Source organism: Pasteurella multocida, from assembly GCF_900187275.1.
GTDB lineage: Bacteria > Pseudomonadota > Gammaproteobacteria > Enterobacterales > Pasteurellaceae > Pasteurella > Pasteurella multocida.
In genome coordinates, this window is sequence record NZ_LT906458.1 from 173117 (window position 1) to 197232 (window position 24116).

Below are 24116 nucleotides of genomic sequence, written 5' to 3' on the forward strand. Positions count from 1 at the left end.
GTGGATAAAATTTTTTGGTAAAGTGTATGCGTCAAATTTTATATTTTTATTTATTTTTAGTGGTTAAATGAAATGTATACTTCTAATTTTCTTAATCTTATCTTGAATACAGATAGCTATAAAGCCTCTCATTGGCTCCAATATCCTCCTAATACAGAATATATTTCTTACTATATTGAAGCGCGTGGAGGAAACTTTGATGTGCTTGCGTTTGGTTTACAAGCATTTATTAAAGAATATTTACTTAAACCTATCTCGCAAAATGATATTGATGAAGCAGAAGTTGTTTTGATGGCACACGGCTTGCCATTTAATCGTCAAGGTTGGCAACGTTTATTGGAGAAACATCAAGGTTTATTACCAATCAAAATCGAAGCAGTACCAGAAGGCACTGTGTTACCTACTGGAAATGTGGTTTGTCAAATCGTTAATACTGATCCTGAGTTTTTTTGGTTAGTTGGCTATTTAGAAACCGCGTTATTGCGTGCGATTTGGTATCCTTCTACGGTGGCGAGTGTGTCATATTTCTGTAAACAAAAAATTAAAACGGCATTAGAAAAATCGTCAGATAATTTAGCAGGACTCGGTTTTAAATTACACGATTTTGGTGCTCGTGGCGCATCAAGTTTAGAAACTGTGGCATTAGGTGGTTTAGCACATTTAGTGAATTTTATGGGAACCGACAGTGTGTCTGCGCTTGTCGCAGCAAAGCGTTGGTATAACGCGACTAGCATGCCTGCGTTTTCGATTCCTGCGGCGGAACATAGCACGATGACGTCTTGGGGAAAAGAGAGAGAAGTGGATGCTTATCGTAATATGGTTGAGCAATTTGCAGGTGAACATAAAATATATGCAGTCGTGTCAGATAGTTATGACCTTTGGAATGCTTTAGAAAATATTTGGGGCACGCAACTAAAAGATCTGGTGGAGATAAAAGGAGGCACTTTAGTGGTTCGCCCTGATAGTGGTGATCCTGCTGAAGTGGTTTGTCGCACTTTAGCGATCTTGGCTGAGAAATTTGGTACGACTTTAAATAGTAAAGGTTATAAAGTCTTACCTGATTGTGTGCGCCTTATTCAAGGCGATGGTATTAATGTGAATTCTTTAGGTAAAATTTTGGAGGCAATTCTTGCCAGCGGTTTTAGTGTTGAGAATGTCGCCTTTGGTATGGGAGGCGGATTATTGCAGCAAGTGAATCGAGACACAATGAGTTGGGCAATGAAGGCCAGTGCAGTGTGTATTGCAGGCGAATGGCATGATGTGTATAAAGACCCGATTACTAGCCAAGCAAAGCGCTCGAAAAGAGGCGTGCTTGCCTTAGTGAAACAAGAGAACCGGTGGCACACGATTGAACAAAAGGCGCTTGGACAGCAAAAGAACCAGCTCCGCACAGTGTTTCTGAATGGAGAATTACTGATTGATGAACATTTTGATGATATTCGGAGGAGAGCGGGTTTCTAAAATAGTGGCTTTTTACACCGCACTTTATTCGTCTAAGAAGCGACTCAATGATATTATCTTTCATGAAAGGGGCTTATTGTACGATGTTGTTGACTTAAAAGGTTGAGCAAGATAAGTTATTTGCTCAACCTTTTTACCTTTTTCGTTTTTTTCTCTCCCCAATAGATCTCTTTAGATTATTTGGACATTGATACTGAATATCTCTTTTAATATGCAATGTTTATTTCTAAGTCAATTTATTCTCTTCGTGTTTTTATGACTTTCTATTATTTTTATTCATAATGAGATTAATGAATAATAAGATTATTTTTTAATTTATTTTATTTATTATTAATAAAATTTTAAGTGTTTAATTTTTATTTAATTTGATTATTTATTATCTTGTTAAATTTAAGCAAACGTTTGCTTTTATTGAGGTTTGACCAGTTTTTATTGAAATAATATGTATTTAATATCAGAATTCATCTTCCAATTTATTTTATACGAGGTTTGTATGAAAAATAAAAGTAAATTGTTAGCATGTTGTTTAATGGCTCTTCCAATATCCAGTTTTTCAATTGGAAATAACAATTTAATTGGTGTCGGTGTATCTGCTGGAAATAGTATTTATCAGGTAAAAAAGAAGACAGCCGTTGAACCGTTTTTGATGCTTGATTTATCTTTTGGCAATTTTTATATGCGTGGTGCGGCAGGGTTAAGCGAACTAGGTTATCAGCACGTTTTTACCCCGAGTTTTAGCACTTCACTGTTCTTGAGTCCCTTTGATGGTGCACCCATAAAAAGAAAAGATCTTAAGCCTGGTTATGATTCTATTCAAGATCGTAAAACACAAGTTGCTGTAGGGTTAGGTTTAGATTATGGCTTAAGTGATTTGTTTAATTTACCAAATACGAACATTTCACTTGAAATGAAAAAAGGACGTCGGGGGTTCAATAGCGATATTACTTTGACCCGTACTTTTATGTTAACTGATAAATTTAGTATTTCCCCTTCTTTTGGTTTGAGTTATTATTCTGCAAAATATACCAATTACTATTTTGGTGTTAAGAAAGCAGAACTGAATCAAACGAAACTTAAATCTGTGTACCATCCGAAAAAAGCGTATTCAGGACATATTGCATTGAATAGTCATTATGCGATTACTGATCATATTGGTATGGGACTTTCTTTTTCCTGGGAAACTTATTCTAAAGCGATAAAAAAATCACCGATTGTGAAACGAAGTGGTGAAATAAGTTCAGCCTTAAATTTCTACTATATGTTTTAATCTATCTTGAGGGAGGCAAAGTATGCCTCCCTTTTTATTCTTTTCTAGCATGATATTAAGTGAAATTGATAAAGGAGAGTGATTTTACATGAGGAAATACAGTAAATATGCCTTGCTTATTTTATTACTCTGTCTCGTTACTTTTTACTATATAAGCGAAGAGGAAAATAGCAGCGATATTATTTTTCCAGCGATAAGAAGTGATATACAAAAAGTGATTACGGCAAGTGGTATTTTGCAAGCAAAAGAAGAAGTTGAGATTGGTTCACAGGCCTCTGGTCAAGTGAAACAAATCGTGGTGCAAGAAGGGCAGCGTGTCAAGAAAGGGGACTTATTAGCTCTTATTGATCCGCGTATTGCGGAAACCGAGTTGAAGCTTGCAAAAGCAGAGTTAGAAAGTGCTGAAGCAAATTTAGAGGTAAAGCGAGCGAATTTGGTGTTATCTGACGTGAATTTGGCACGTCATTATCAGTTGAATAAAAAAGAGGCTACGACAAAAAAAGATATTGAGGAAGCCGAAAATAAGCGAATTATTGCAAGTGCAGAATTACGTATGGCGCAAAGCCAAGTAGAAAGTGCCAAAGTCAAAGTGGAAAAAGCGAGCACAGAATTAGGTTATACTGAAATCCGTTCTCCGCTTGATGGTGTAGTGATTTCCGTTGTGGCACAGAGTGGACAAACCTTAGCCGCGAGTCAACAAACACCGGTGTTAATGAAATTGGCTGTCATTGACACCATGAAAGTGAATGCTCGGGTTTCTGAAGCGGATGTGATTGATCTACAAATGGGTGCACCAGTTCATTTTACTTTATTAGGGGCACCACATGCACAATTTCATGCCAAATTAGCTGCAATTAAATTATCACCTGTGAAAGTGAGTGAGGCGACGTATTATTATGCAACTTTTGAGGTTCCTAATCCCGACCATAAACTACGTATCGCGATGACAGCAGAAGTGTCTATTTTATTAGATAAACGAGAAAATGTTGTGACGCTCCCGATTTCTGCATTAGGACAAATGCTCAAACCCAATCACTATTCTGTGACTGTTTTAAATCAATCAGGTGAAAAAGAGCAGGTTATCGTGAAAACAGGCTTAAAAGATGGGGCAAGAATAGAAATTGTAGAAGGTTTATCTGAAGGTGATAACGTTGTCCTGTCAGTAAATCCAGCTACCTCCTTGAATGACGAAGAAATATATGATCTTGGATTATGATGAATCAACCTTTAATTGAATTGAAAAATATTGTGCGTCGTTATGGTCATGGCGATACTGAAACGACAGTATTAAAGTCGATCAATCTTAAGATTTATGCTGGCGAAATGGTAGCGATCGTAGGGGCTTCGGGATCGGGGAAATCGACCTTAATGAATATATTAGGTGTACTTGATCAGGCGGATGATGGTGAGTATCTTTTTCGAGGTCGTCAGATCAGCACATTATCCTCTGATGAATTGGCGGATTTACGCTGTTACCACTTTGGCTTTGTTTTCCAGCGTTATCATTTATTGCCTCATCTCACTGCAGTAGAAAATGTCGAAATACCGGCTATTTATTCTGCTATGGAGAAGGAAAAGCGGATTGAACGAGCACAAAAATTATTGTGTCGTTTGGGATTAGAAAATCAGTTAAAGCATAAACCTTCTCAACTTTCCGGTGGGCAGCAACAGCGTGTGAGCATTGCACGGGCATTGATGAATGGCGGTGAGATTATTTTAGCTGATGAGCCTACTGGAGCACTAGACAGTCAAAGCAGTCAGGAAGTTTTATCCGTACTGAAGACCTTGAATCATCAGGGACATACGGTTATTTTGATTACGCATGATATGCAAATTGCATCGCATGCAGACAGAATTATCACAATGAAAGACGGTGAGATTATTGCGGATAGTGGCGTGACTCAAAACCTAATGAAATCATCCGTTCAAGAAGTGACACCTCAGCTCTCTTCAATGCATTATTTGGCTACGCTACGCCGTTATCATGCAGCTTTTTTGATGGCAATGCACATGATGTTTGCGCATAAAATCAGAACATTACTTACGATGCTCGGCATTATTATTGGCATTGCTGCGGTAGTGTGTGTCATTGCGTTAGGGGAAGGCGCAAAAAATAAAGTTTTAGCTGAGTTTAGTGCGTTAGGCAATAATACAATTGATATTTATCCAGGAAAGAATTGGGGTGATCCCGATGCGATAAAAATTCAAACGCTCAATCAGGTTGATTTAGCACTCTTACGCCAACAACCTTACTTAAAAGGGGCTACACCTCAGATTTCAGTCGATCTACCGTTACGTTTCTTAAATAGAACAGTGAATGCGTCAGTTTATGGCGTAAGTGACGCTTTTTTCCAACTCAGAAAGCACAGGTTGCTCAGTGGACGTTGGTTTAATGCTCACGATATGGCAACTCATCAAGCGGTTAGTGTGATTGATAAAAAATCACAGCAGGTCATCTTTGGGACGGAAAGTGCGGTCGGAAAAACGGTTTTTATTGGGCAAATTCCGATTTTGATTGTCGGGGTAGTAGAAACGCCTCCTCAAAATATAGAGGGACAACGTGCCACAATATGGTTACCTTATAACACTGTCGTGAGCCGGTTATACAATCAGTCTTATTTTCAGCAGATTACGGTACAAGTTAAAGAGCATATTGCACCAGAACTGGCAGAAAAAGCTATTATTGATTTATTAACCATACAACATGGTAGGAAAGATTTCTTTACTTTCAGCAGTCGTAAGTTTTTACAATCTCTTCAGCGCACGACCCAAACGTTGACGATGATGATCTCGTCTATTGCGTTTATTTCGTTAGTTGTAGGGGGGATTGGGGTAATGAATATCATGCTAGTTTCTGTTATAGAGAGAACTCGTGAAATCGGTATTCGTGTTGCTGTCGGTGCAAAAGAGAAAGATATTTTACACCAGTTCCTGATTGAGTCAGCGAGTGTGAGCTTACTTGGTGGTATGTTGGGCGTATTACTTTCTTTATTATTGGGGGGACTTTTTTCTGCATTCACTGACAGTATTAAAATGCAATTTACGTTTTCTTCCTTTTTGATTGCTTTTGTTTGTTCGTCAATGATCGGCATGATCTTTGGTTATTTTCCTGCGCGTAATGCCGCAAGATTAAAGCCTGTTGTCGCCTTGTCACAGGAATAAGGACGTATAAATTGATGTGATATAAGTGGAGAAGGAAGAAAGCAGAAAGCGAAAAACACGCTCTATTTGTGATCGCTAAAGTAGACGAGAAATGCCGTCTTTTAGCATGCGTAAGATAAACTAAATACGGATGAAAAGCATATATGAGTGATAGAGAGCATTTGAAGCATGAGCAGGCGGCACGATTGGTCACCATTTGGCTTGTATATAAAATATTAATAAAGAAAATCACGGCTATCAAATAGCGACTAGGTGAAAGATTAAGAAAAACAGGAAATTTTAGATACAAAAAAAGCCGCGTTAAGCGACTGGATTACTGATTTCATTGATATTTTAAATGGTGCCCGAGGCCAGACTTGAACTGGCACGCTTCGAAAAGCGAGGGATTTTAAATCCCTTGTGTCTACCGATTTCACCACTCGGGCGCACAATTTTATATCTTTTTTAAACTAACTTGGTATCAGCGTATGGAGGCGTGTCCCGGAGTCGAACCGAGCTACATGGATTTGCAATCCAGTGCATAACCGCTTTGCTAACACGCCGTTAGTTTGGAGCGGGAAACGAGGCTCGAACTCGCGACCCCAACCTTGGCAAGGTTGTGCTCTACCAACTGAGCTATTCCCGCATTCGCTGTTAGTGCGGTGCATTCTACTGATTTATAAAAATCTGTCAACGGTTGTTTTGAAAAAAAGTGATTAATTGGTGAAAAAAAGTGCATGTTAATTTTTTCTGTTTAAAAAATGTGTTTTTTGCTTAACTTTAAACAACTTGGTGTTTTCTTGTTGATTGAAAATTTTTCTATTTTCTTTTTTTACTTTTATGACATAATATCAAGTCTAGACATCTAGATAGCTAAAATAATAAATTTTTATTCTTTACTTAGGGAATACAGAGGTTCTATGACACAACATTATTTAATTGAAACGTTATTAGCGCAGGCTGGAAATCGAACGGATGAGCGCACTGGTGCAGTTTCTACACCGATCTTTTTATCAACAGCTTATGCCCACCATGGAATTGGTGAAAGTACAGGCTATGACTATACACGTACGAAAAATCCAACACGTAGCGTTTTAGAAGAAACTATTGCCAAATTAGAAGGTGGGGAACGAGGCTTTGCTTGTGCTTCAGGAATGGCGGCAATTCAATTAATCATGTCCTTATTTACGTCCCCTGATGAGTGGATTGTTTCGCGTGATGTGTATGGTGGCACCTATCGTTTATTGGATTTCGCGTACAAAAATACACAAGGCGTTAAACCAGTTTATGTGAATACATCAGAGGTATCCTGTATCGAAGCGGCGATTACGTCTAATACAAAAGCAATTTTTGTAGAAACTCCTTCTAATCCTTTGATGGAGGAATGTGATGTAGCTGCGATTGCAAAAATTGCGAAAAAACATAATCTGCTTTTGATTGTCGATAATACTTTCTTAACACCGGTTTTATTTAGACCAATTGAGGCTGGTGCAGATGTTGTGATTCATAGTGGAACTAAATACTTGGCTGGTCATAACGATGCTTTGGTTGGACTGGTTGTGGCAAAAGGTGAAGAACTCTGCCAACGTTTATTCTATATTCAGAATGGGGCAGGTGCAGTTCTGTCGCCTTTCGATTCATGGTTAACGATTCGAGGCATGAAAACCCTCGCCTTACGTATGGAACGTCATGAACAAAATGCCAAACAGTTGGCTGCGTTTCTGGCTTCTCAGCTACAAGTAAAAAATGTGTTATATCCAAATAAAGGCGGTATGCTTTCTTTCCGCTTACATGAAGCACATTGGGTTAATCCTTTTTTGAAAGCGCTGAAACTAATCACTTTTGCTGAAAGTTTGGGGGGAACAGAGAGCTTTATTACTTATCCAGCGACACAAACCCATATGGATATTCCAGAAGAGGAGCGTATTGCGCGCGGTGTGTGTAATTGTCTTTTGCGTTTTTCTGTTGGTTTAGAAAATGTAGAGGATATTAAAGCGGATTTATTACAAGCGTTTGCACAATTAAACTAAGTTTTCCTCGTGGACGGATTGATTTGCATAATGCTTATGATATTATCATTGCACTTGAAATGATAAAAAATATTCTTATTATAAAGAATGTTATTAACAAAAAAGGAAGAAATAATGGAAGTATTACATTCAACTGATGCAACATTTACGGCAGACGTCGTCAATTCAGATGTACCGGTCTTATTAGATTTTTGGGCACCTTGGTGTGGTCCTTGCCGTATGATCTCTCCAATTTTAGATGAAATTGCAGCAGAATTTTCGGGTAAAGTGAAAGTGGTGAAAATTAATATTGATGAAAACCAAGCGACACCAGCACAATTAGGTGTGCGTAGTATCCCTACTTTAGTCTTATTTAAAAATGGTAAAGCCGTTGCGACACAAGTGGGTGCTTTACCAAAGAACCAATTAGCTAACTTTATTAATCAGAATATCTAGTTAACGAATAGCATAAAAAATCCCAAACACACCTGTTTGGGATTTTTTTATGTTTAAAGAAATTGTGCTAAATAGTGTGGAACCAATTCCGTCGCTTTACCATAATGACATTCGTCAAAACTAGACCGCACTTGGCTAGGTTCTAAATTAAGCTCGACTGTGTGAGCCCCATAAAACAGCGCTTCGCGTACAAACCCTGCTGCGGGATAAACATTGCCAGACGTTCCAATTGAAATAAAATAATCACACTCAGAAAGTGCGGTCTGAATTTTTTCCATTTCTAACGGCACTTCGCCAAACCATACAATATGCGGGCGTAGAATCTGAGTAGGTGTACAGCAAAGACACTTGTCGTGCTCACCAATATCTCCTTGTCAGTCATAAATTTTTCCTGATTCGACACAGCGAACTTTCAATAATTCCCCATGCATATGAATCAAGTTTTTTGACCCCGCACGTTCGTGTAAATTATCTACATTTTGTGTGACGATGAGTAAATTATCGCCGAGTTTTTTTCCAGTTCCGCTAAGGCGAAATGGGCAGCATTGGGTGCAATCTGATCAGAAAATAACTGCTTACGGCGTTCATTGTAAAAGCGCTGCACGAGTTTGGGGTTGCGAGCAAAGCCTTCTGGGGTAGCAACCTCATCAACAGGATGATTCTCCCATAAGCCATCAGTAGCTCGGAAAGTGCGAATACCCGATTCGGCTGAAATGCCAGCACCGGTTAAGACAACAATTCTAACTTGTTTTGTCATGCGTTTTCCTCCTGATGTGTGGTTCTTACCTCTCACAAGATTTCACTCGTATTTCCCCGTCATTTTTTGTTGTTATGATATTAATTGCTTGATTTTTGCTCACGCAATGCGCCCAAGATCTTTTTCATTTCCGGATCTAATGGTGCATTAATGCGTAATGTTTCACCTGTTTTAGGGTGTTCAAAACGAATAGAAAACGCGTGTAAAAATAAGCGTGTTAAGCCTAATTGAGTCATTTGCTCATCAAAGTGTTTATCGCCATACTTATCGTCTAAAGCGATAGGATGACCTGCATATTGAGTGTGTACTCGAATTTGATGGGTTCGTCCTGTGACGGGGGAGGCTTTTACCAAAGTGGCATATTCATAACGTTCTTCGATTGAAAAACGGGTTTCAGACGGTTTACCTTGTTCACTGACTCGTACAATACGTTCGCCACTGGATAACTCATTTTTTAGTAGTGGTGCTTTCACCACTTTGCAATGGGATTGCCATTGCCCACGGACTAAGGCTAAATAATCTTTTTGTACCGTTTTTTCACGTAATTGTTCATGTAAACTGCGTAAGGCGGAACGTTTTTTCGCGACCAATAAAATTCCCGAAGTATCACGGTCTAAACGATGGACAAGCTCAAGAAAACGGGCGTCAGGACGTAAGGTGCGTAAGGCTTCAATCACGCCAAAACTTAATCCACTCCCACCGTGAACAGCAATACCAGAGGGCTTATTTAAGACTAATAAACACTCATCTTCAAATAAAATTTGCTTTTCTAATTGGCTGACTTTATTTAATTTAGTTGAAATAGGCGCTTGTTCTTTTTCTGACACACGGACAGGAGGAACTCGTACAATATCATTGGCTTGCAGTTTGTATTCTGGTTTAATACGCCCTTTATTTACACGGACTTCGCCTTTACGCAAAATACGATAAATTAAACTTTTTGGCACACCTTTGAGTTTAGCTAATAAATAATTATCAATACGTTGCCCTGCTTCATCTTCACTAATCGTCAGCATTTTTACTGCTTGATTGATGACTTTTTCGTCTTTTTTTTGGTTCATTTGATACGTCTATTTGATAGAAATTGGACGGATCATATCATATTTTGCTTTCCTTTAAAGGATTAAAATTACCTTGATAAATAAGAGGGATAAGTACATAATAAGGCGTATTTTTATGCCATTAAATTGGCTTGAAAATGGAGCGTTATTATTGTGGTCATATAATGCAGCGAATGGCATAAGACATTAGTAACCCAATGATTTTATATATTAAAAATCCTATCGCGACTTACAGTATCATTTTGATGAGTCGATGCTGTTTTACGCAAATGTATCTTTCATTTGAGTAACGTTATCAATGCACCCAGCAGCTGACAGTCGAGAGACTGACATTCTGCGACAGACACGAGGTCGATAGCGAAGAAAAGTGCGGTGATTTTTTAATAGAGACAGAATAAAAATTAAGAGAACAAATAATGAAAAGAATGTTAATCAACGCAACTCAAAAGGAAGAGTTGCGCGTTGCTCTAGTGGATGGACAACGTTTATTTGATTTGGATATTGAAAGTCCAGGTCATGAACAGAAAAAAGCAAACATTTACAAAGGCCGTATTACTCGTGTTGAACCTAGTCTTGAAGCCGCGTTTGTGGATTATGGTGCCGAACGTCATGGTTTCTTGCCTTTGAAAGAAATTGCACGTGAGTATTTTCCCTATGATTATGTCTATCAAGGACGCCCAAACATTCGCGATATTTTGAGCGAAGGGCAAGAAGTCATTGTTCAAGTAAATAAAGAAGAACGTGGGAATAAAGGGGCTGCGTTGACAACCTTTGTTTCTTTAGCGGGAAGTTACTTGGTGATCATGCCGAATAACCCGAGAGCAGGCGGCATTTCACGTCGTATTGAGGGAGATGAACGTCTTGAATTAAAAGATGCATTGAGTTCTCTTGAAGTACCAGACGGTGTGGGATTAATTGTGCGTACTGCCGGGGTAGGTAAGTCACCGGAAGAATTACAATGGGACTTAAAAGTTTTACTTCACCATTGGGAAGCAATTAAACAAGCCTCGCAAAGTCGCTCTGCGCCTTTCCTGATTCACCAAGAAAGCGATGTGATTGTACGAGCTATTCGTGATTACTTGCGTCGTGATATCGGTGAAATTTTAATTGATAGCCCTAAAGTGTATGAAAAAGCCAAAGCGCATATTAAATTAGTGCGTCCTGACTTTATTCATCGAGTCAAACTTTATCAGGGCGAAGTACCGTTGTTCAGCCACTATCAAATTGAATCACAAATCGAATCCGCGTTCCAACGTGAAGTGCGCTTACCTTCTGGTGGCTCGATCGTCATTGATGTGACAGAAGCTTTAACGGCGATTGATATCAACTCATCTCGTTCGACGCGAGGTGGCGACATTGAAGAAACTGCGTTAAATACTAACCTTGAAGCGGCAGATGAAATTGCTCGTCAACTACGTTTACGTGACTTAGGTGGCTTGATTGTGATTGATTTCATTGATATGACTCCAGTTCGCCATCAACGCGAAGTAGAAAATCGTATTCGTGATGCTGTACGTCAAGATCGTGCACGTATCCAAATTAGTCGTATTTCTCGTTTTGGTTTGTTGGAAATGTCACGTCAGCGTTTAAGCCCATCGTTAGGGGAGTCATCCCATCATGTATGCCCGCGTTGTCAAGGGACAGGTAAAATCCGTGATAATGAATCACTCTCTCTTTCTATTTTACGTTTAATCGAAGAAGAAGCATTAAAAGAAAATACCAAACAAGTGCATACCCTTGTGCCAGTAGAAATTGCTTCTTATTTATTAAATGAAAAACGTCGTGCGATTCACAGCATTGAAAAACGTCACGATGTGGATGTGATTGTCGTACCAAATGAAGCGATGGAGACCCCACACTTTGGCGTGTTCCGTGTGCGTGAGGGCGAAGAAGTACATGAGCTCAGTTATAATTTAGTTAAATTACATCAAGAGAAAGATGAGCATTTTGTGCCTGAGGAATCTCTTGTGTCACGTAATATTGAAACCGCAGCTTTAACAAGTGAAAACGTTTTAGAAAGTGCGGCTGTTTCAATGGCAATTCCTGCACCTGCACCCGTTCCAGAGAAGAAGGTCGAAAATAAACCGTCTTTATTGACTCGCATACTGGCAAAATTAAAAGCAATTTTTGCTGATAAACCAGTGGTGGAAGAGAAGTCAAAAGGAAATCGTCCTAAGAGTAACCGTAATCGCCGTCAACAAGAACGTCGTAATCAACGTCGTTCACGTGCAGAGAATGTGGAGCGTGATAGCAATACGAAACGTCAAGATGAGGTTGTTGAAGAAGTGATTCGTCCTCGTTCAGAACGTAATACTAAGCGTAATCGTAAGGCAAATCATGCGGTTGATACCGTATCTGTAACGGAAAATACATTAGATACCGCTACCGTTGAGAGCGTTGAAGTGGAAAAAGTGGAGTCCGTTGCACCACGTCGTCAACGTCGCGATCTGCGTAAAAAAGTCCGTATTAGCGATGATGCACATGAAAGTGCACTGCCACTTGTCGAGACAGAAATAAGTATGCCTGAAGCAGAAACCGTGGTTGAGGAGACGGTTGTTGCAACAGAACTTGTGCCAGAAACTGTGCCTGTAGTTGAAGAAGGAGAAACAGAAAAACGCCGTGATAATAATCGTCGCCGTTTACCTCGTCATTTACGTGTGAATAATCAACGCCGTCGTCGTCAGAACCAAGAGTTTAAAGCACCAATGCCATTATTTGCTGCGGTAGCTTCTCCAGAGTTAGCAAGTGGTAAAGTATGGCCTGATTTCCAACCTGTTGTAGTAAAAGAAAACCAATTCTTATCGGTAGATGAGTTATTAGAACAACAACATCAGCCAAAAGAAAGCGTAGCAACGATTCCTGCACTTGATTTGGTGGCGGAAGGCAATGAAAAAGGTGCATCACCATTTAATGGTTTCGTTGTACAGCCTGCGAATGAGTCGGTTGAAAAGAAAGTCAAACAATCGTTACAGCGTTTAGAAGAAGAGCAAGCTTTAGCCATTATGCAACCTTTATCGGTAGCAGATACTAAAATAGGCGAAGCAGAAGGGGAAGGGGAAACCGAGCACAAGCCATTAAACGACGTTTCGACAGAACTCAGTGTGAAGGAGAAGGACGAAAATAGACTTCCACAGTCGCCAGTAGAAGAAGTTGTTGAACAAGTCGAAATGCCTGCTCAGGGGGATGAAGTGAAGTCCATTAGTCGCTTACAACGAAACTATCAGTTTAGTGGACGCTTAGGTACTATTTCGGCAGTGCTGCATACGACATCAGAAATGACGCTAGCTAAAGCAAGTGATGAGCCTCTTGAAATGTGCCAAATTGGCGTGTGGAGTGAGTCGCGTTACTATTTCCATGGCAAAGGTTCAGCAGGGCATCATAGTGCGATTAGCCACGTTTATGCAGGACCGACAAAAGCGGAGAATAAAGGCGAATAAGCACGGAGTTGTGATTTGCTATTAGACAACAAGATAGCAAGTAACGAATTGTTCTAAAATAAAGCAATTGAATAAAAATCCTTATTTAATTGCTTGACTTAGCAAGCTAAAATCCGTATTATTCACCACGCTTAAATCACGGAGGAATGGTCGAGTGGTTGAAGGCACCGGTCTTGAAAACCGGCGAGGGTTTACGCCCTCCGTGAGTTCGAATCTCACTTCCTCCGCCATCAAATTTTGAAAACCGTAAGTCGTTTGGCTTACGGTTTTTTCTTATCTTTACATCTTGTTTTCTTATTGACTATCTGGTTTATGATGTGATGTTGTACGAAAAGTATAATGGTATTATCTTTGAGTGCGATCACAAAAGGTATCGCATAGTTCCTCCTAAATGTTTGGTTGAGGAGGCGTACAATGAGCTATATTTTAGACCGTAAGAAATTTACGGGGGAGAGAAATGATATGCTGAATGATGAGGACAGTGTTTATCTCAGTAGGTTAATTACTTTTTATCTTGTGTATTTTTGAATACTAAATATTCTTCTAACGTTTCAATGGCTGCCAGACACTTTGCTTTTCGTTGCTGAGTTAGTTGGATTTTTTGTCCTAACAGTTTTTTTTCTTGCTCTGCTTGTGTTTTTTGTTGGCTATCTTGTAGTGACATCAATTTTTCATTTAATGCTTGTAATGCCTCATAATATTTTTCTAAACGTTCTCTAGGTGGGAGTTGATGAACATGATGTGTTGCTTTATTGGTCGGAGTGAAGGTTTTTGTTTTGATTTGAGTATGAGTTAAGGCTTCAGATAAAGCAACATACTGTGATAGTAATTTTTCTGCAAAAAAGGCGCAGAGTGCAATGTCCGTTTCCGGTGCATTTTCTAGTTGTGTTAGCGTTTGCTTTAGTTCTTGAAAATAAAAAGAAAAGACTTGGTTATTTTCACTAAATAAATGAGGGGCAAAACGCGTTTTTAATGGCTGTTCTGTCGCTGTACGCTGTTTGTGATCAAGTTGCGTGATCTTGTTTGTTAAGATTCGAATAAGTTCTGTTTTTTTCATAGGTGGTGATAAACAATCAATCCTCCCTAGTAGGAGGATTGATGTGGATATTACAGATACATGGCGGCTAACCAACCGAAAAGAATGAGTGGGATATTATAATGGATAAATGTCGGGACGACAGAATCCCAAATATGATCATGTTTACCATCTGCATTTAAACCCGAGGTTGGTCCTAATGTTGAGTCAGAGGCAGGCGAACCCGCATCACCAAGCGCAGCGGATACCCCAATAAGCGAAACCGTTGCTAAAGGTGAGAAACCAAGAGAAAGACAAAGTGGTACATAAATAGAGGCAATAATAGGTACCGTTGAGAATGATGAGCCAATCCCCATAGTAATAAATAAGCCAACTAACAGCATTAAAAAGGCTGCAATCCCTTTATTTTCTGCGCCAAAACCTTGACTGAAGGTTTCAACTAACGCCGTTACACCACCCGTTGTATTAATAACATTGGCAAAGCCAGAAGCAGCGATCATCACAAAACCAATCATCGCCATTAAACGTAAGCCTTGTTGGAAAATGTCATTACTTTCTTTTAATTTGAAAATACCACAAACAGCAAAAATAATCAGACCGGCTAATCCACCAATAATAGTTGAACTGGTAAAGAGCTGAAGGGCAAAAGTAACAATGATTGCCACTAAACTTGCGCCGACATGGAACGGCTTGATTTGAGCAACATGTGATTCAATATCTTGCGTGCTGATTTCGCTGCGCATCATGGCATATTCTCTCGGTTTACGATAGCTAATAAAGATCGCTGTCAGTAAACCAAGAATCATGCCAATCACTGGGACTGCCATAGCTAATGACACTTCAGCCACAGATGTCTGTAAGCCTAAAGTCGCGCCGGCTTGGTTGATATTCTTAACGAGGATACTTTCAATAAAAATTTTCCCAAATCCTACTGGTAATAACATATAAGTGGCGGTTAAACCAAAAGTTAAAACACAAGCAACGGCACGACGATCCAATTTTAGTTTATTGAAAATCGCAAGAAGCGGTGGAATCACAATAGGAATAAACGCGATATGGACAGGTAATAAGTTTTGCGATGAAACGGCAAACAGCGTGAGGATTGTTAAGATAAAATATTTAAAACCCGCCATTGAGCGACTGCTTGGTGTATTGCCCAAACGTTTAATGACTTTATAGGCAAGTAAATCAGTAATGCCTGATTTTGAAATGGCAACCGCAAATGCGCCTAAAATCGCATAATTCATGGCGACTTCTGCACCTCCGCCTAGTCCATTCGTAAACGTTTTTATTGTTTCACTGACGCCCAAATTGCCAGTTAAACCTGCCACTAATGCGGAAATAACGAGTGCGATGACAACATTAATACGCAATAAACTGAGCGCAAGTAGAACCACAATGGAAATCACGACAGGGTTAGTTAATAACATTGTATGTGTCCTTAGGTTATTAAGTTATGTTTTTTTAAAAGAGTTCTAAATTTACTTAAAAAAAATAATTTGTCTATCTTTTTGCATAAAAATGGTGATAAAACAGATTTTTTATGCAGAATAATCATTTCTTTTCGTTAGCTTGTTGGTGTGGAAAACCACCTAAATGTTTTAAATGATTCACCATATAACAGAATAATTCAGCAGTCCGCTCTGTATCGTATAACGCAGAATGGGCCTGTTTACCATCAAAAGCAATTTGAGCGGCTTGGCAAGCTTTAACCAAGACGGTTTGTCCAAACATAAAACCACTTAACGTTGCGGTATCAAACATACCAAAAGGATGAAATGGATTGCGTTTGACGCCTGTTCGTTCTGCTGCGGCCATTAAGAAACTTTGATCAAAGGCCGCATTGTGTGCCACGATAATAGAGCGTTGGCAGTCTGCTGCTTTTTGTGCTTTACGAACCATTTTGAAGAGCTCTGTGATAGCGACTGTTTCACTGACTGCCCCTCGTAATGGATTGTGAATATCAATCCCATTAAACTGGAGTGACTCGGGGTTAATATTAGCCCCCACAAAAGGTTCAATGTGAAAATGGCAAGTTTGATCGGGGACTAAAAGACCGTCTTCGTTCATTTTGACTGTAATGGCGGCAAGTTCAAGTAATGCGTCAGTTTTCGCATTGAACCCTGCAGTTTCAACATCAATAATAACCGGGAAATAACCGCGAAAACGATGTTTTAATAAATGGGCATTTGTTGCTTCAGCTTGTATTTCTGTCACCTTATTATCCTATTTGAAATAATATAGCGTGGACAAATGCCACGCTATAGAAATTTTTTTAAAATTGACCGCACTTCATGAGCGAGAAACTTAATTACCTAAGCCAGATTGCGCATGTTTATTTTCAATAAATTCGATTTTGTAACCATCAGGATCTTCGACAAACGCAATCACTGTTTTTCCACCTTTCACTGGACCGGGCTCACGGGTGATTTTACCGCCTGCTTGTCGTACCGCATCACAGGTTGCATAAATATCCTCAACGCCAATCGCAATATGACCATAAGCCGTACCCAGTTCGTATTCAGTCACGCCCCAGTTATAGGTTAATTCTAATACGGAGGCATTCTCTTCATCGTCATAACCAAGAAATGCCAACGTATATTTATACTCCGGATTGTCACTTGTACGCAGTAAACGCATACCTAAAACCTGTTGGTAAAACTGGATTGAGCGCTCTAAATTTGTTACGCGCAACATTGTATGTAAAATTCGCATTATCCCCCCATTTTGATTTTTATGAACCTGAAAAATTTTTGCCAAAATTGGAAATGATTATGCCATAATCATCGTGAAAAATCATTATGTTCTCTAACTAGAGGAGCGAGTATATGCAAAATACGACGTTGTTTCATTTATCTTGGCGGAAATATCTTACTCTCTTATTTCTCCTGCTAGGAACCGGCTTTTTTGCAAGTGGCGTGATTACTTGGATTGCGGCAAATTGGGACTATTTTTCTCGCTTTGAAAAGCTTTATGGAGTACAAAGCCTCTTTGGCGTTTCTATCCTTTTAAGTGTCTTTTTTTATTACTATGAAGCGAAAAAAAAGCAGGTTACTTCTGTACTTCCTCTTGTTTTTGCTTTTCTCGCTGCGGTATTGCTTGGGGCAATATTCGCTTTAATTGGGCAAACGTATCAAACGGGCGCTGACCCTTGGGAACTTTTCGCTATTTGGTCTATTTGCCAAATTCCGTTTTTGCTGTTATTTCCTAATGTAGCAAGTGCCTTATTATTATTGGTCACGGCAAATGTGGCTTTATCTTTAGCTATTTCCCTGCTCGGTGATATCGTGCACATGATGATCTTTTTAAATATGCTGTTTCTCGTGTGCTATGAATATTTTGGTGAGCGTTTAAGAGATCAGAATTGGCGCGTTTTACCTAAGATCGCGTTGCTTATCTTAGTGTTTGCCTTTGGTTGGGCGCTGATCGTCAACAATAGCGTGCTGTTGTCGTGGTTATTGAGTGCAGGGCTTGTCTATTATTATAAAGAGCGTCGTTTTGACTTTCTTAATTTAATCGTTTTATTTTTCTATTTAGTCGTCAGTATTTGTACGAAAGTACTATTAAGCTCAGGGGAAGATTTTTTATCAGATATCTTTTTGGTAACGATATTGGCATTTGGTGGCACGATTGGTGCGATTATCACGTTAATTAAGTGGTTTAAGTGGCATAATCCTACTGCCTCTCGAGTCACTTGGCATATTTATCCACTCTTTATTTTATTAATTATATTTTGTACTGGGCTACTCCTTATTACTTTATTTTTCTCATTTGGTTTGGAAGATGAACAAGATCTTATCTATCCGAGTATCCTTTTTCTTATCATTGCCTTAGTAATGCATTTTAATCAAAAAGAAAAGGCAGACTGGTTTGATATTGCCATTGATATGTTCATGGCAACAGGTTTTATTCTGTATTTCATTTTTTTCCTTTTTGATGGAGAAAATGACCTTTATCTTGCGTTAATGGCAATACTATCGGTCTTTTTGTATCAATTACGTTCATCAAATTGGCTACGTTTCTTAATTGCATCACTCTTTATCATCGCGTTTTTAGTTTACATTGGTTTTTTTGATTTGAGATGGTATGCCTATTATGAAGAGCATTTAGGGCAATTTGTGTTATCTGCACAACAGTGGATAATTCTTGGTGGTTTGCTACTTTATTACTTTTTTTCGTTAAGTGAGGAAAGACCGTATACGATAAAGCTATTACCTATTGCTTGGGCAATGTTATTAGTCGGTTTGGCTATGAATCTTGACATATTCAACCGTTGGACATTTCTTGACACTGCACAACAGACACCAGAAATGTCTGATTTAAATGACTGGTTTCATGTCATTACTGGGTATTTTTTTACGGAGGTAACCCCTGATAATTGGTTGATAAAGAGTCTACATTTATTGATATCCATCACCCCGATGATATTTTTTGTGTTAATAAGTCGACGTTTTGAGTTAACTAAGTTTCTGTATGCTAGCGTACTATTGACTCTTCTTGCACTGTGTTTGGGTTTTATTGCGGTGAATGAAACCCTAGCGTGTATTTCTTTGTTATTGTTGGCTTATTTAAGCGTTAGCCGAGTATTATTTGCGCTCGCGTTGTTGGGCGTGATCATGAATTTGAGCTATTACTATTATCTCTTGAGTATCCCTTTATTACATAAATCTTTCTTACTCATGGGAGTAGGCATCGTTCTGGCACTAGTTACGTTTGTTTTATCACGTTATAACAAGGCACCGCAGGCAACATTACAAGCTGAATCGCACAATACGTTTCAACCACAAACAATGTTACGTAAAAAACTAGGATTCACTTTGTTGGCGACATGTTTGATTGCCTTTGCCACGAATTATACTATTCATAAATATGAAGATATTTTAACGAATGGTGAGTCAATTATTTTAAAAACGGCACCCGTTGATCCGCGTTCCTTGATGCAAGGGGATTATATGACGTTGAACTATGAAATCTTGGCAGACATTAGTGAGGAATGGGGAAAAAATTTAGAAGAGGAAAAAACACAGTATTTTGTTTATGCGTTGTTAAAACGAGACAGCCTAGGGATTGCTACCTTGTGTCGTCTTGAAACCAAAGCACCTACAACATTTGACGGGTGTACACCAAATATTTACTTACCGGTGAATGTCGCGATGTGGTGGCCGCGTTTACCAAGTCAAGACTACTTTTTTGCCGAGGGAAAAGGTGAATATTATGCACAAGCTGAATATGCCGAATATCGCTTTAAAGGGGGAAAAGCGTTGTTGTTCCGCTTACTAGATAAAAATTTAAAAGCATTATAAAACAAAAGGCGGTAGTGAACCGCCTTTATGTTGTATGCCACTTACTTCACCGCAATCATTGAGCCAAAATTAAAGCATTGAAACCATAATTCCACTTGTTGAAAACCGACTTCAGCTAAACGCATTTTATGGGCTTGAATGCTGTCTGTACGCATCACATTTTCAAGTGCGGTGCGTTTTTGGCTGACTTCAAGTTCACTGTATCCATTCGCGCGTTTAAATTGATGATGTAAATCAATCAACAAGGCATTCATGTTTTGATCTTCAAAATGAAATTTCTCGGATAGTACCAAGATCCCATTCGGTTGTAAGCCTTGGTAAATCTTACTTAATAAGGCTCGACGATCTTCAGGTGGCAGAAATTGCAAAGTGAAATTTAAAATTACCATGGAGGCATTTTCGATTTCGATATGGCGTATATCATCACAAATAATGTCCACAGGTATTGTACTTTGATAGGCACTAACATGCTGGCGACAACGATCGACCATGGGTTGTGAGTTATCAACACCAATGATCTTGACGCCGGGTTGATTAATATGACGACGTGCAGATAATGTTGCCGCACCGCGCGAGCACCCCAGATCATAGACGTTGCTATTCGCCGTAACAAAGCGTGATGCCAACATCCCAATAGCGGTAATGATGTTGGCATAGCCGGGAATAGAGCGTTGGATCATGTCGGGAAAGACTTCAGCTACGCTTTCATCAAAAGTAAAATCCCCCAATTTAGCAATGGGAGTCGAAAATAGAGTATCTTTTGTCATAATGTATTAAAGACCGAGAAAAAGTGCGGTCATTTTAGAAGAAGTTTCGACCTATCACAAATAAATTATGATTTCGGGAATAAATGCGCCATGGCACTTTCTTCTTGTTTAATACGCACGCCTAGGATAAGCAAATAAATGGGTAATCCAATCAATGCGGTATATTTTGCTTGGCAGAAAAGCGATAAACCAATTAACTCGGGAATAATGTTTAAGAAATAATTCGGGTGACGTACGTATTTAAACAAGAAAGAGCGGTTAATGTGATGTTCCGGTAAAATGTAAAGTTTTACTGTCCAAATCTCTTTCAGTTCATAAATCACGTAAAATAGCATGGCGATCGCAAAGACTAAAATCGCCAGCCCTATTTGTGAGGTGCTATTAAATGCTGTGTTTTGGTTATTAGCTTCAATGATCGCGGCGAGATAAAATACAACATGGGCAATGGATAACAGCGTAGAATTGCGTTTACCATATTGTATTGCACCTTTTGCAATCAATGCTTTTTCATGGCGGATTGAAATAGACAGACTATAAAAACGGATCGCTAAAATACAGGCAAAAGTGATATTGATAAATAACATGTGGTTATCCTTAACATAATTTTATTCCAATAAAGTGGCGTAATATAACAAAAAATCCGATGATATGGCATGGAAATACGCCTTTATTTTGAACGTTCATCGCTTTTCTTTTTCTTATTGGTTGATTTGTAAGCATAAATAACCTTTTTATCTCTCTTGGTTTTCCGCTATAATTGAGTGAATTTTTGAGCATAATTAAGAGTACAAAGGATTTTGAAATGATGCGTACACATTATTGCGGTGCATTAAACCGTGACAATATCGGACAAGAAGTAACATTGAGTGGTTGGGTGCATCGTCGCCGTGATTTAGGTGGGTTAATTTTTATTGATATGCGTGATCGTGAAGGGATTGTACAAGTGTGTTTCGATCCAATATATCAAGAAGCACTCACCACAGCAGCAAGTTTACGTAATGAGTTTTGTATTCAAATTAAAGGCGAAGTGATTGCCCGCCCAGATAATCAAATCAACAAAAATATGGCAACAGGCGAAGTGGAAGTGTTAGCAAAATCCCTGTCTATTTATAACAGCGCAGAGCCATTACCTCTCGACTTTAACCAAAATAATACGGAAGAACAGCGTTTAAAATACCGTTATTTAGACTTACGTCGCCCAGAAATGGCGCAACGTTTAAAAACACGAGCCAAAATTACCAGCTTTGTGCGTCGCTTTATGGACGAACATGGTTTCTTAGATATTGAAACACCGATGTTAACCAAAGCAACGCCGGAAGGAGCTCGTGACTATTTAGTACCAAGCCGAGTACATAAAGGTAAATTCTATGCATTACCGCAATCACCACAGTTATTTAAACAATTGTTAATGATGTCAGGGTTTGACCGTTATTATCAAATTGTGAAATGTTTCCGTGATGAAGATTTGCGTGCGGATCGTCAACCTGAATTCACTCAAATCGATGTAGAAACCTCTTTCTTAACGGCACCAGAAGTGCGTGAGATGATGGAAAAAATGGTACATGGTTTGTGGCGGGAAACCCTTGGGGTAGATTTAGGTAAATTCCCTGTGATGACCTTTGCAGAAGCGATGCGTCGTTTTGGCTCAGATAAACCTGATTTACGTAATCCATTAGAAATGGTGGACGTAGCGGATTTATTAAAAGAGGTTGAATTTAAAGTATTCAATGGTCCAGCGAATGACCCTAATGGTCGTATTGCCGTCATTCGTGTACCAAATGGCACAGACATTACGCGTAAACAAATTGATGAATACACGCAATTTGTTGGGATTTATGGGGCAAAAGGTTTGGCTTGGTTAAAAGTCAATGATCTTGCTGCGGGGATGGATGGCGTACAAAGTCCAATCGCAAAATTTTTATCTGAAGCGGTGTTAAAAGCCCTTTTAGAGCGTGTACAAGCACAAAACGGCGATATTCTTTTCTTTGGTGCGGATAACTATAAAGTAACAACTGATGCAATGGGCGCGTTACGTTTGAAGTTAGGACGTGATTTGGGCTTAACGAAATTAGAAGAATGGCAACCACTTTGGGTGATTGATTTCCCAATGTTTGAGCGTGATGATGAAGGTGATCTTGCCGCTATGCACCACCCATTTACTTCACCAAAAGATTTCAGCCCAGAACAATTAGAAGCGGATCCAACTTCAGCCGTTGCTAATGCTTACGATATGGTGATTAATGGTTATGAAGTGGGCGGGGGATCGGTGCGTATTTTCGATCCGAAAATGCAACAAACGGTATTCCGTATTTTAGGGATTAATGAAGCAGAACAACGTGAAAAATTCGGTTTCTTATTAGATGCGTTAAAATTTGGTACACCACCACATGCAGGCTTGGCTTTTGGTTTAGATCGTTTAACGATGCTATTGACTGGAACGGACAATATCCGTGATGTGATTGCGTTTCCGAAAACCACAGCCGCCGCCTGTTTAATGACAGAGGCGCCGAGTTTTGCAAACCCACAAGCATTGAATGAACTGTCAGTTCAAGTAATTAAATCTGAATAAAGTTTATAAAAGGTGCGGTTATGATAACTGCACCTTTTCATGTAAATTTATTGGGAGGTAATTATGCGTTATGCTATCTTATTGATTCCTATTTTTTTATTAATATCATGCTTTGATAAACTACCATTCCTGAAAGCAAATAATGCCTCTCAAGCCTCGCATGACACGATTGCTATCCAGTCCGATTTTTATATTTTAGCTCAGCGTTTTCAATGTGTTAACGTTAAACTTGATGTTGGTTCAACAGAAGAACATTGCGCGAATTTGAGCTTGATATCTCAAAAAACCAATGTCGATTGGCTCAATACGTTCTTGGATAATCTTACTTTAAGTATATTGATTGAAACCAAGTCCTCTGAGCAAGGTATCGAACAGCTCGTACAAAAGTGGTTTAATGACGTGTTGCCAGAATTAGAACTTAATCAAAGCTGGGATTATTCGCGAGAGATCCATTTTATTGGACAGCGTGAACAATTAGCGACATTTTCTGTGATCACGAGTTACTATACGGGTGGTGCACATGGCATGTATGATACACAGTTTTTAAATATTGATTTAACCAATAAACAAATTTATACACTAGACGATATTCTGGTTTCATCAGATAAACGCTATCAGTTGATTGAATTATTGCGTGAAGCGAATTTAGCTCGTTTAAAAACATTAGGAATATCGGATTTTTCTATGCATGATGAACTCGAGCTGACCGATAATTTTGTCTTTACAATTAATGGATTAACATTCCGTTATCCTGTTTATACATTAGGTTCTTATGCAGATGGTGAAATCGATTTAGTGCTTCCTTATCGCCAGTTAAAGGGCATTATTAAACCTGAATTACTATATTAATGG

17 protein-coding genes, 4 tRNA genes and 1 pseudogene are annotated in these 24116 nt (G+C 39.0%); 11 read left to right on the top strand and 11 right to left on the bottom strand.

Annotated elements, in window-relative coordinates; genetic code table 11:
- The first annotated feature begins 72 nt into the window (after positions 1 to 72).
- The 4 genes from CKV69_RS00805 to CKV69_RS00820 all read left to right on the top strand — a co-directional run bounded on the left by CKV69_RS00805 (position 73) and on the right by CKV69_RS00820 (position 5890).
- Entirely contained in the window at positions 73 to 1461 is a 1389-nt protein-coding gene (locus tag CKV69_RS00805; RefSeq protein ID WP_014325772.1) for a nicotinate phosphoribosyltransferase, read from the top strand.
- 493 nt (positions 1462 to 1954) lie between these two features.
- The gene (locus CKV69_RS00810; RefSeq protein WP_014325773.1) at positions 1955 to 2728 is read left to right on the top strand and encodes a MipA/OmpV family protein; all 774 of its coding nucleotides are present in this window, start codon (positions 1955 to 1957) and stop codon (positions 2726 to 2728) included.
- Between the two features lie 88 nt (positions 2729 to 2816).
- Positions 2817 to 3944, top strand: a complete 1128-nt coding sequence (locus CKV69_RS00815; protein ID WP_014325774.1) for an efflux RND transporter periplasmic adaptor subunit — start codon at positions 2817 to 2819, stop codon at positions 3942 to 3944.
- Positions 3941 to 5890, top strand: a complete 1950-nt coding sequence (locus CKV69_RS00820; RefSeq protein WP_023430155.1) for a MacB family efflux pump subunit — start codon at positions 3941 to 3943, stop codon at positions 5888 to 5890. Before CKV69_RS00815 ends, CKV69_RS00820 begins: the two co-directional genes overlap by 4 nt.
- 338 nt (positions 5891 to 6228) lie before the next feature.
- Here CKV69_RS00820 and CKV69_RS00825 read toward each other — a convergent pair.
- From CKV69_RS00825 to CKV69_RS00835, 3 genes are all read right to left on the bottom strand, one after another.
- Positions 6229 to 6315 (bottom strand) — tRNA-Leu (locus tag CKV69_RS00825).
- A gap of 43 nt (positions 6316 to 6358) precedes the next feature.
- Positions 6359 to 6432: transfer RNA gene (locus CKV69_RS00830), tRNA-Cys, on the bottom strand.
- A gap of 7 nt (positions 6433 to 6439) precedes the next feature.
- Positions 6440 to 6515 (bottom strand) — tRNA-Gly (locus CKV69_RS00835).
- 274 nt (positions 6516 to 6789) lie between these two features.
- Between CKV69_RS00835 and CKV69_RS00840 the strand changes: the two genes are divergently transcribed.
- A complete protein-coding gene (locus CKV69_RS00840) occupies positions 6790 to 7899 on the top strand; it encodes a methionine biosynthesis PLP-dependent protein (RefSeq protein ID WP_014325777.1) in 1110 nt (369 codons plus the stop codon).
- Positions 7900 to 8010: 111 nt separating this feature from the next.
- Positions 8011 to 8334, top strand: a complete 324-nt coding sequence (gene trxA, locus CKV69_RS00845) for a thioredoxin (protein WP_025248426.1) — start codon at positions 8011 to 8013, stop codon at positions 8332 to 8334.
- Positions 8335 to 8387: 53 nt separating this feature from the next.
- On the opposite strand, the pseudogene cobB reads toward trxA, so the two are convergent.
- Both cobB and rluC read right to left on the bottom strand, forming a co-directional pair.
- Positions 8388 to 9091 (bottom strand): annotated as a pseudogene (gene cobB / locus CKV69_RS00850) (Sir2 family NAD+-dependent deacetylase).
- A gap of 80 nt (positions 9092 to 9171) precedes the next feature.
- Positions 9172 to 10152 carry a 23S rRNA pseudouridine(955/2504/2580) synthase RluC gene (gene rluC, locus CKV69_RS00855; RefSeq protein ID WP_005754466.1) on the bottom strand — a complete coding sequence of 327 codons (981 nt, stop codon included), beginning with the start codon at positions 10150 to 10152 and terminating at the stop codon, positions 9172 to 9174.
- 416 nt (positions 10153 to 10568) lie between these two features.
- Between rluC and rne the strand changes: the two genes are divergently transcribed.
- Both rne and CKV69_RS00865 read left to right on the top strand, forming a co-directional pair.
- A complete protein-coding gene (rne, locus tag CKV69_RS00860) occupies positions 10569 to 13589 on the top strand; it encodes a ribonuclease E (RefSeq protein WP_016533283.1) in 3021 nt (1006 codons plus the stop codon).
- A 140-nt stretch (positions 13590 to 13729) separates the two neighbouring features.
- A tRNA-Ser gene (locus CKV69_RS00865) sits at positions 13730 to 13819 on the top strand.
- Between the two features lie 272 nt (positions 13820 to 14091).
- On the opposite strand, the gene priC is transcribed toward CKV69_RS00865, so the two are convergent.
- From priC to gloA, 4 genes are all read right to left on the bottom strand, one after another.
- Entirely contained in the window at positions 14092 to 14646 is a 555-nt protein-coding gene (gene priC / locus CKV69_RS00870) for a primosomal replication protein PriC (protein ID WP_005722991.1), read from the bottom strand.
- Positions 14647 to 14696: 50 nt separating this feature from the next.
- Positions 14697 to 16055, bottom strand: a complete 1359-nt coding sequence (locus tag CKV69_RS00875; RefSeq protein ID WP_005717191.1) for a Na+/H+ antiporter family protein — start codon at positions 16053 to 16055, stop codon at positions 14697 to 14699.
- A 124-nt stretch (positions 16056 to 16179) separates the two neighbouring features.
- Entirely contained in the window at positions 16180 to 16842 is a 663-nt protein-coding gene (gene rnt / locus CKV69_RS00880; RefSeq protein WP_014325779.1) for a ribonuclease T, read from the bottom strand.
- 90 nt (positions 16843 to 16932) lie between these two features.
- Entirely contained in the window at positions 16933 to 17340 is a 408-nt protein-coding gene (gloA, locus tag CKV69_RS00885) for a lactoylglutathione lyase (RefSeq protein WP_005717189.1), read from the bottom strand.
- Between the two features lie 113 nt (positions 17341 to 17453).
- Here gloA and CKV69_RS00890 point away from each other — a divergent pair, with 113 nt between their 5' ends.
- The gene (locus CKV69_RS00890) at positions 17454 to 19928 is read left to right on the top strand and encodes a GDYXXLXY domain-containing protein (RefSeq protein WP_014325780.1); all 2475 of its coding nucleotides are present in this window, start codon (positions 17454 to 17456) and stop codon (positions 19926 to 19928) included.
- A 41-nt stretch (positions 19929 to 19969) separates the two neighbouring features.
- Here CKV69_RS00890 and cmoA read toward each other — a convergent pair whose 3' ends face one another.
- Together cmoA and CKV69_RS00900 are read right to left on the bottom strand one after the other, a co-directional pair.
- Positions 19970 to 20695, bottom strand: a complete 726-nt coding sequence (gene cmoA / locus CKV69_RS00895) for a carboxy-S-adenosyl-L-methionine synthase CmoA (protein ID WP_014325781.1) — start codon at positions 20693 to 20695, stop codon at positions 19970 to 19972.
- 65 nt (positions 20696 to 20760) lie between these two features.
- The gene (locus CKV69_RS00900; RefSeq protein WP_005722973.1) at positions 20761 to 21279 is read right to left on the bottom strand and encodes an isoprenylcysteine carboxyl methyltransferase family protein; all 519 of its coding nucleotides are present in this window, start codon (positions 21277 to 21279) and stop codon (positions 20761 to 20763) included.
- 218 nt (positions 21280 to 21497) lie between these two features.
- On the opposite strand from CKV69_RS00900, the gene aspS reads away from it, so the two are divergent.
- Together aspS and CKV69_RS00910 are read left to right on the top strand one after the other, a co-directional pair.
- Positions 21498 to 23264 carry an aspartate--tRNA ligase gene (gene aspS / locus CKV69_RS00905; protein ID WP_005757067.1) on the top strand — a complete coding sequence of 589 codons (1767 nt, stop codon included), beginning with the start codon at positions 21498 to 21500 and terminating at the stop codon, positions 23262 to 23264.
- 63 nt (positions 23265 to 23327) lie between these two features.
- Positions 23328 to 24113, top strand: a complete 786-nt coding sequence (locus CKV69_RS00910; protein ID WP_014325783.1) for an RsiV family protein — start codon at positions 23328 to 23330, stop codon at positions 24111 to 24113.
- Positions 24114 to 24116 lie beyond the last annotated feature (3 nt).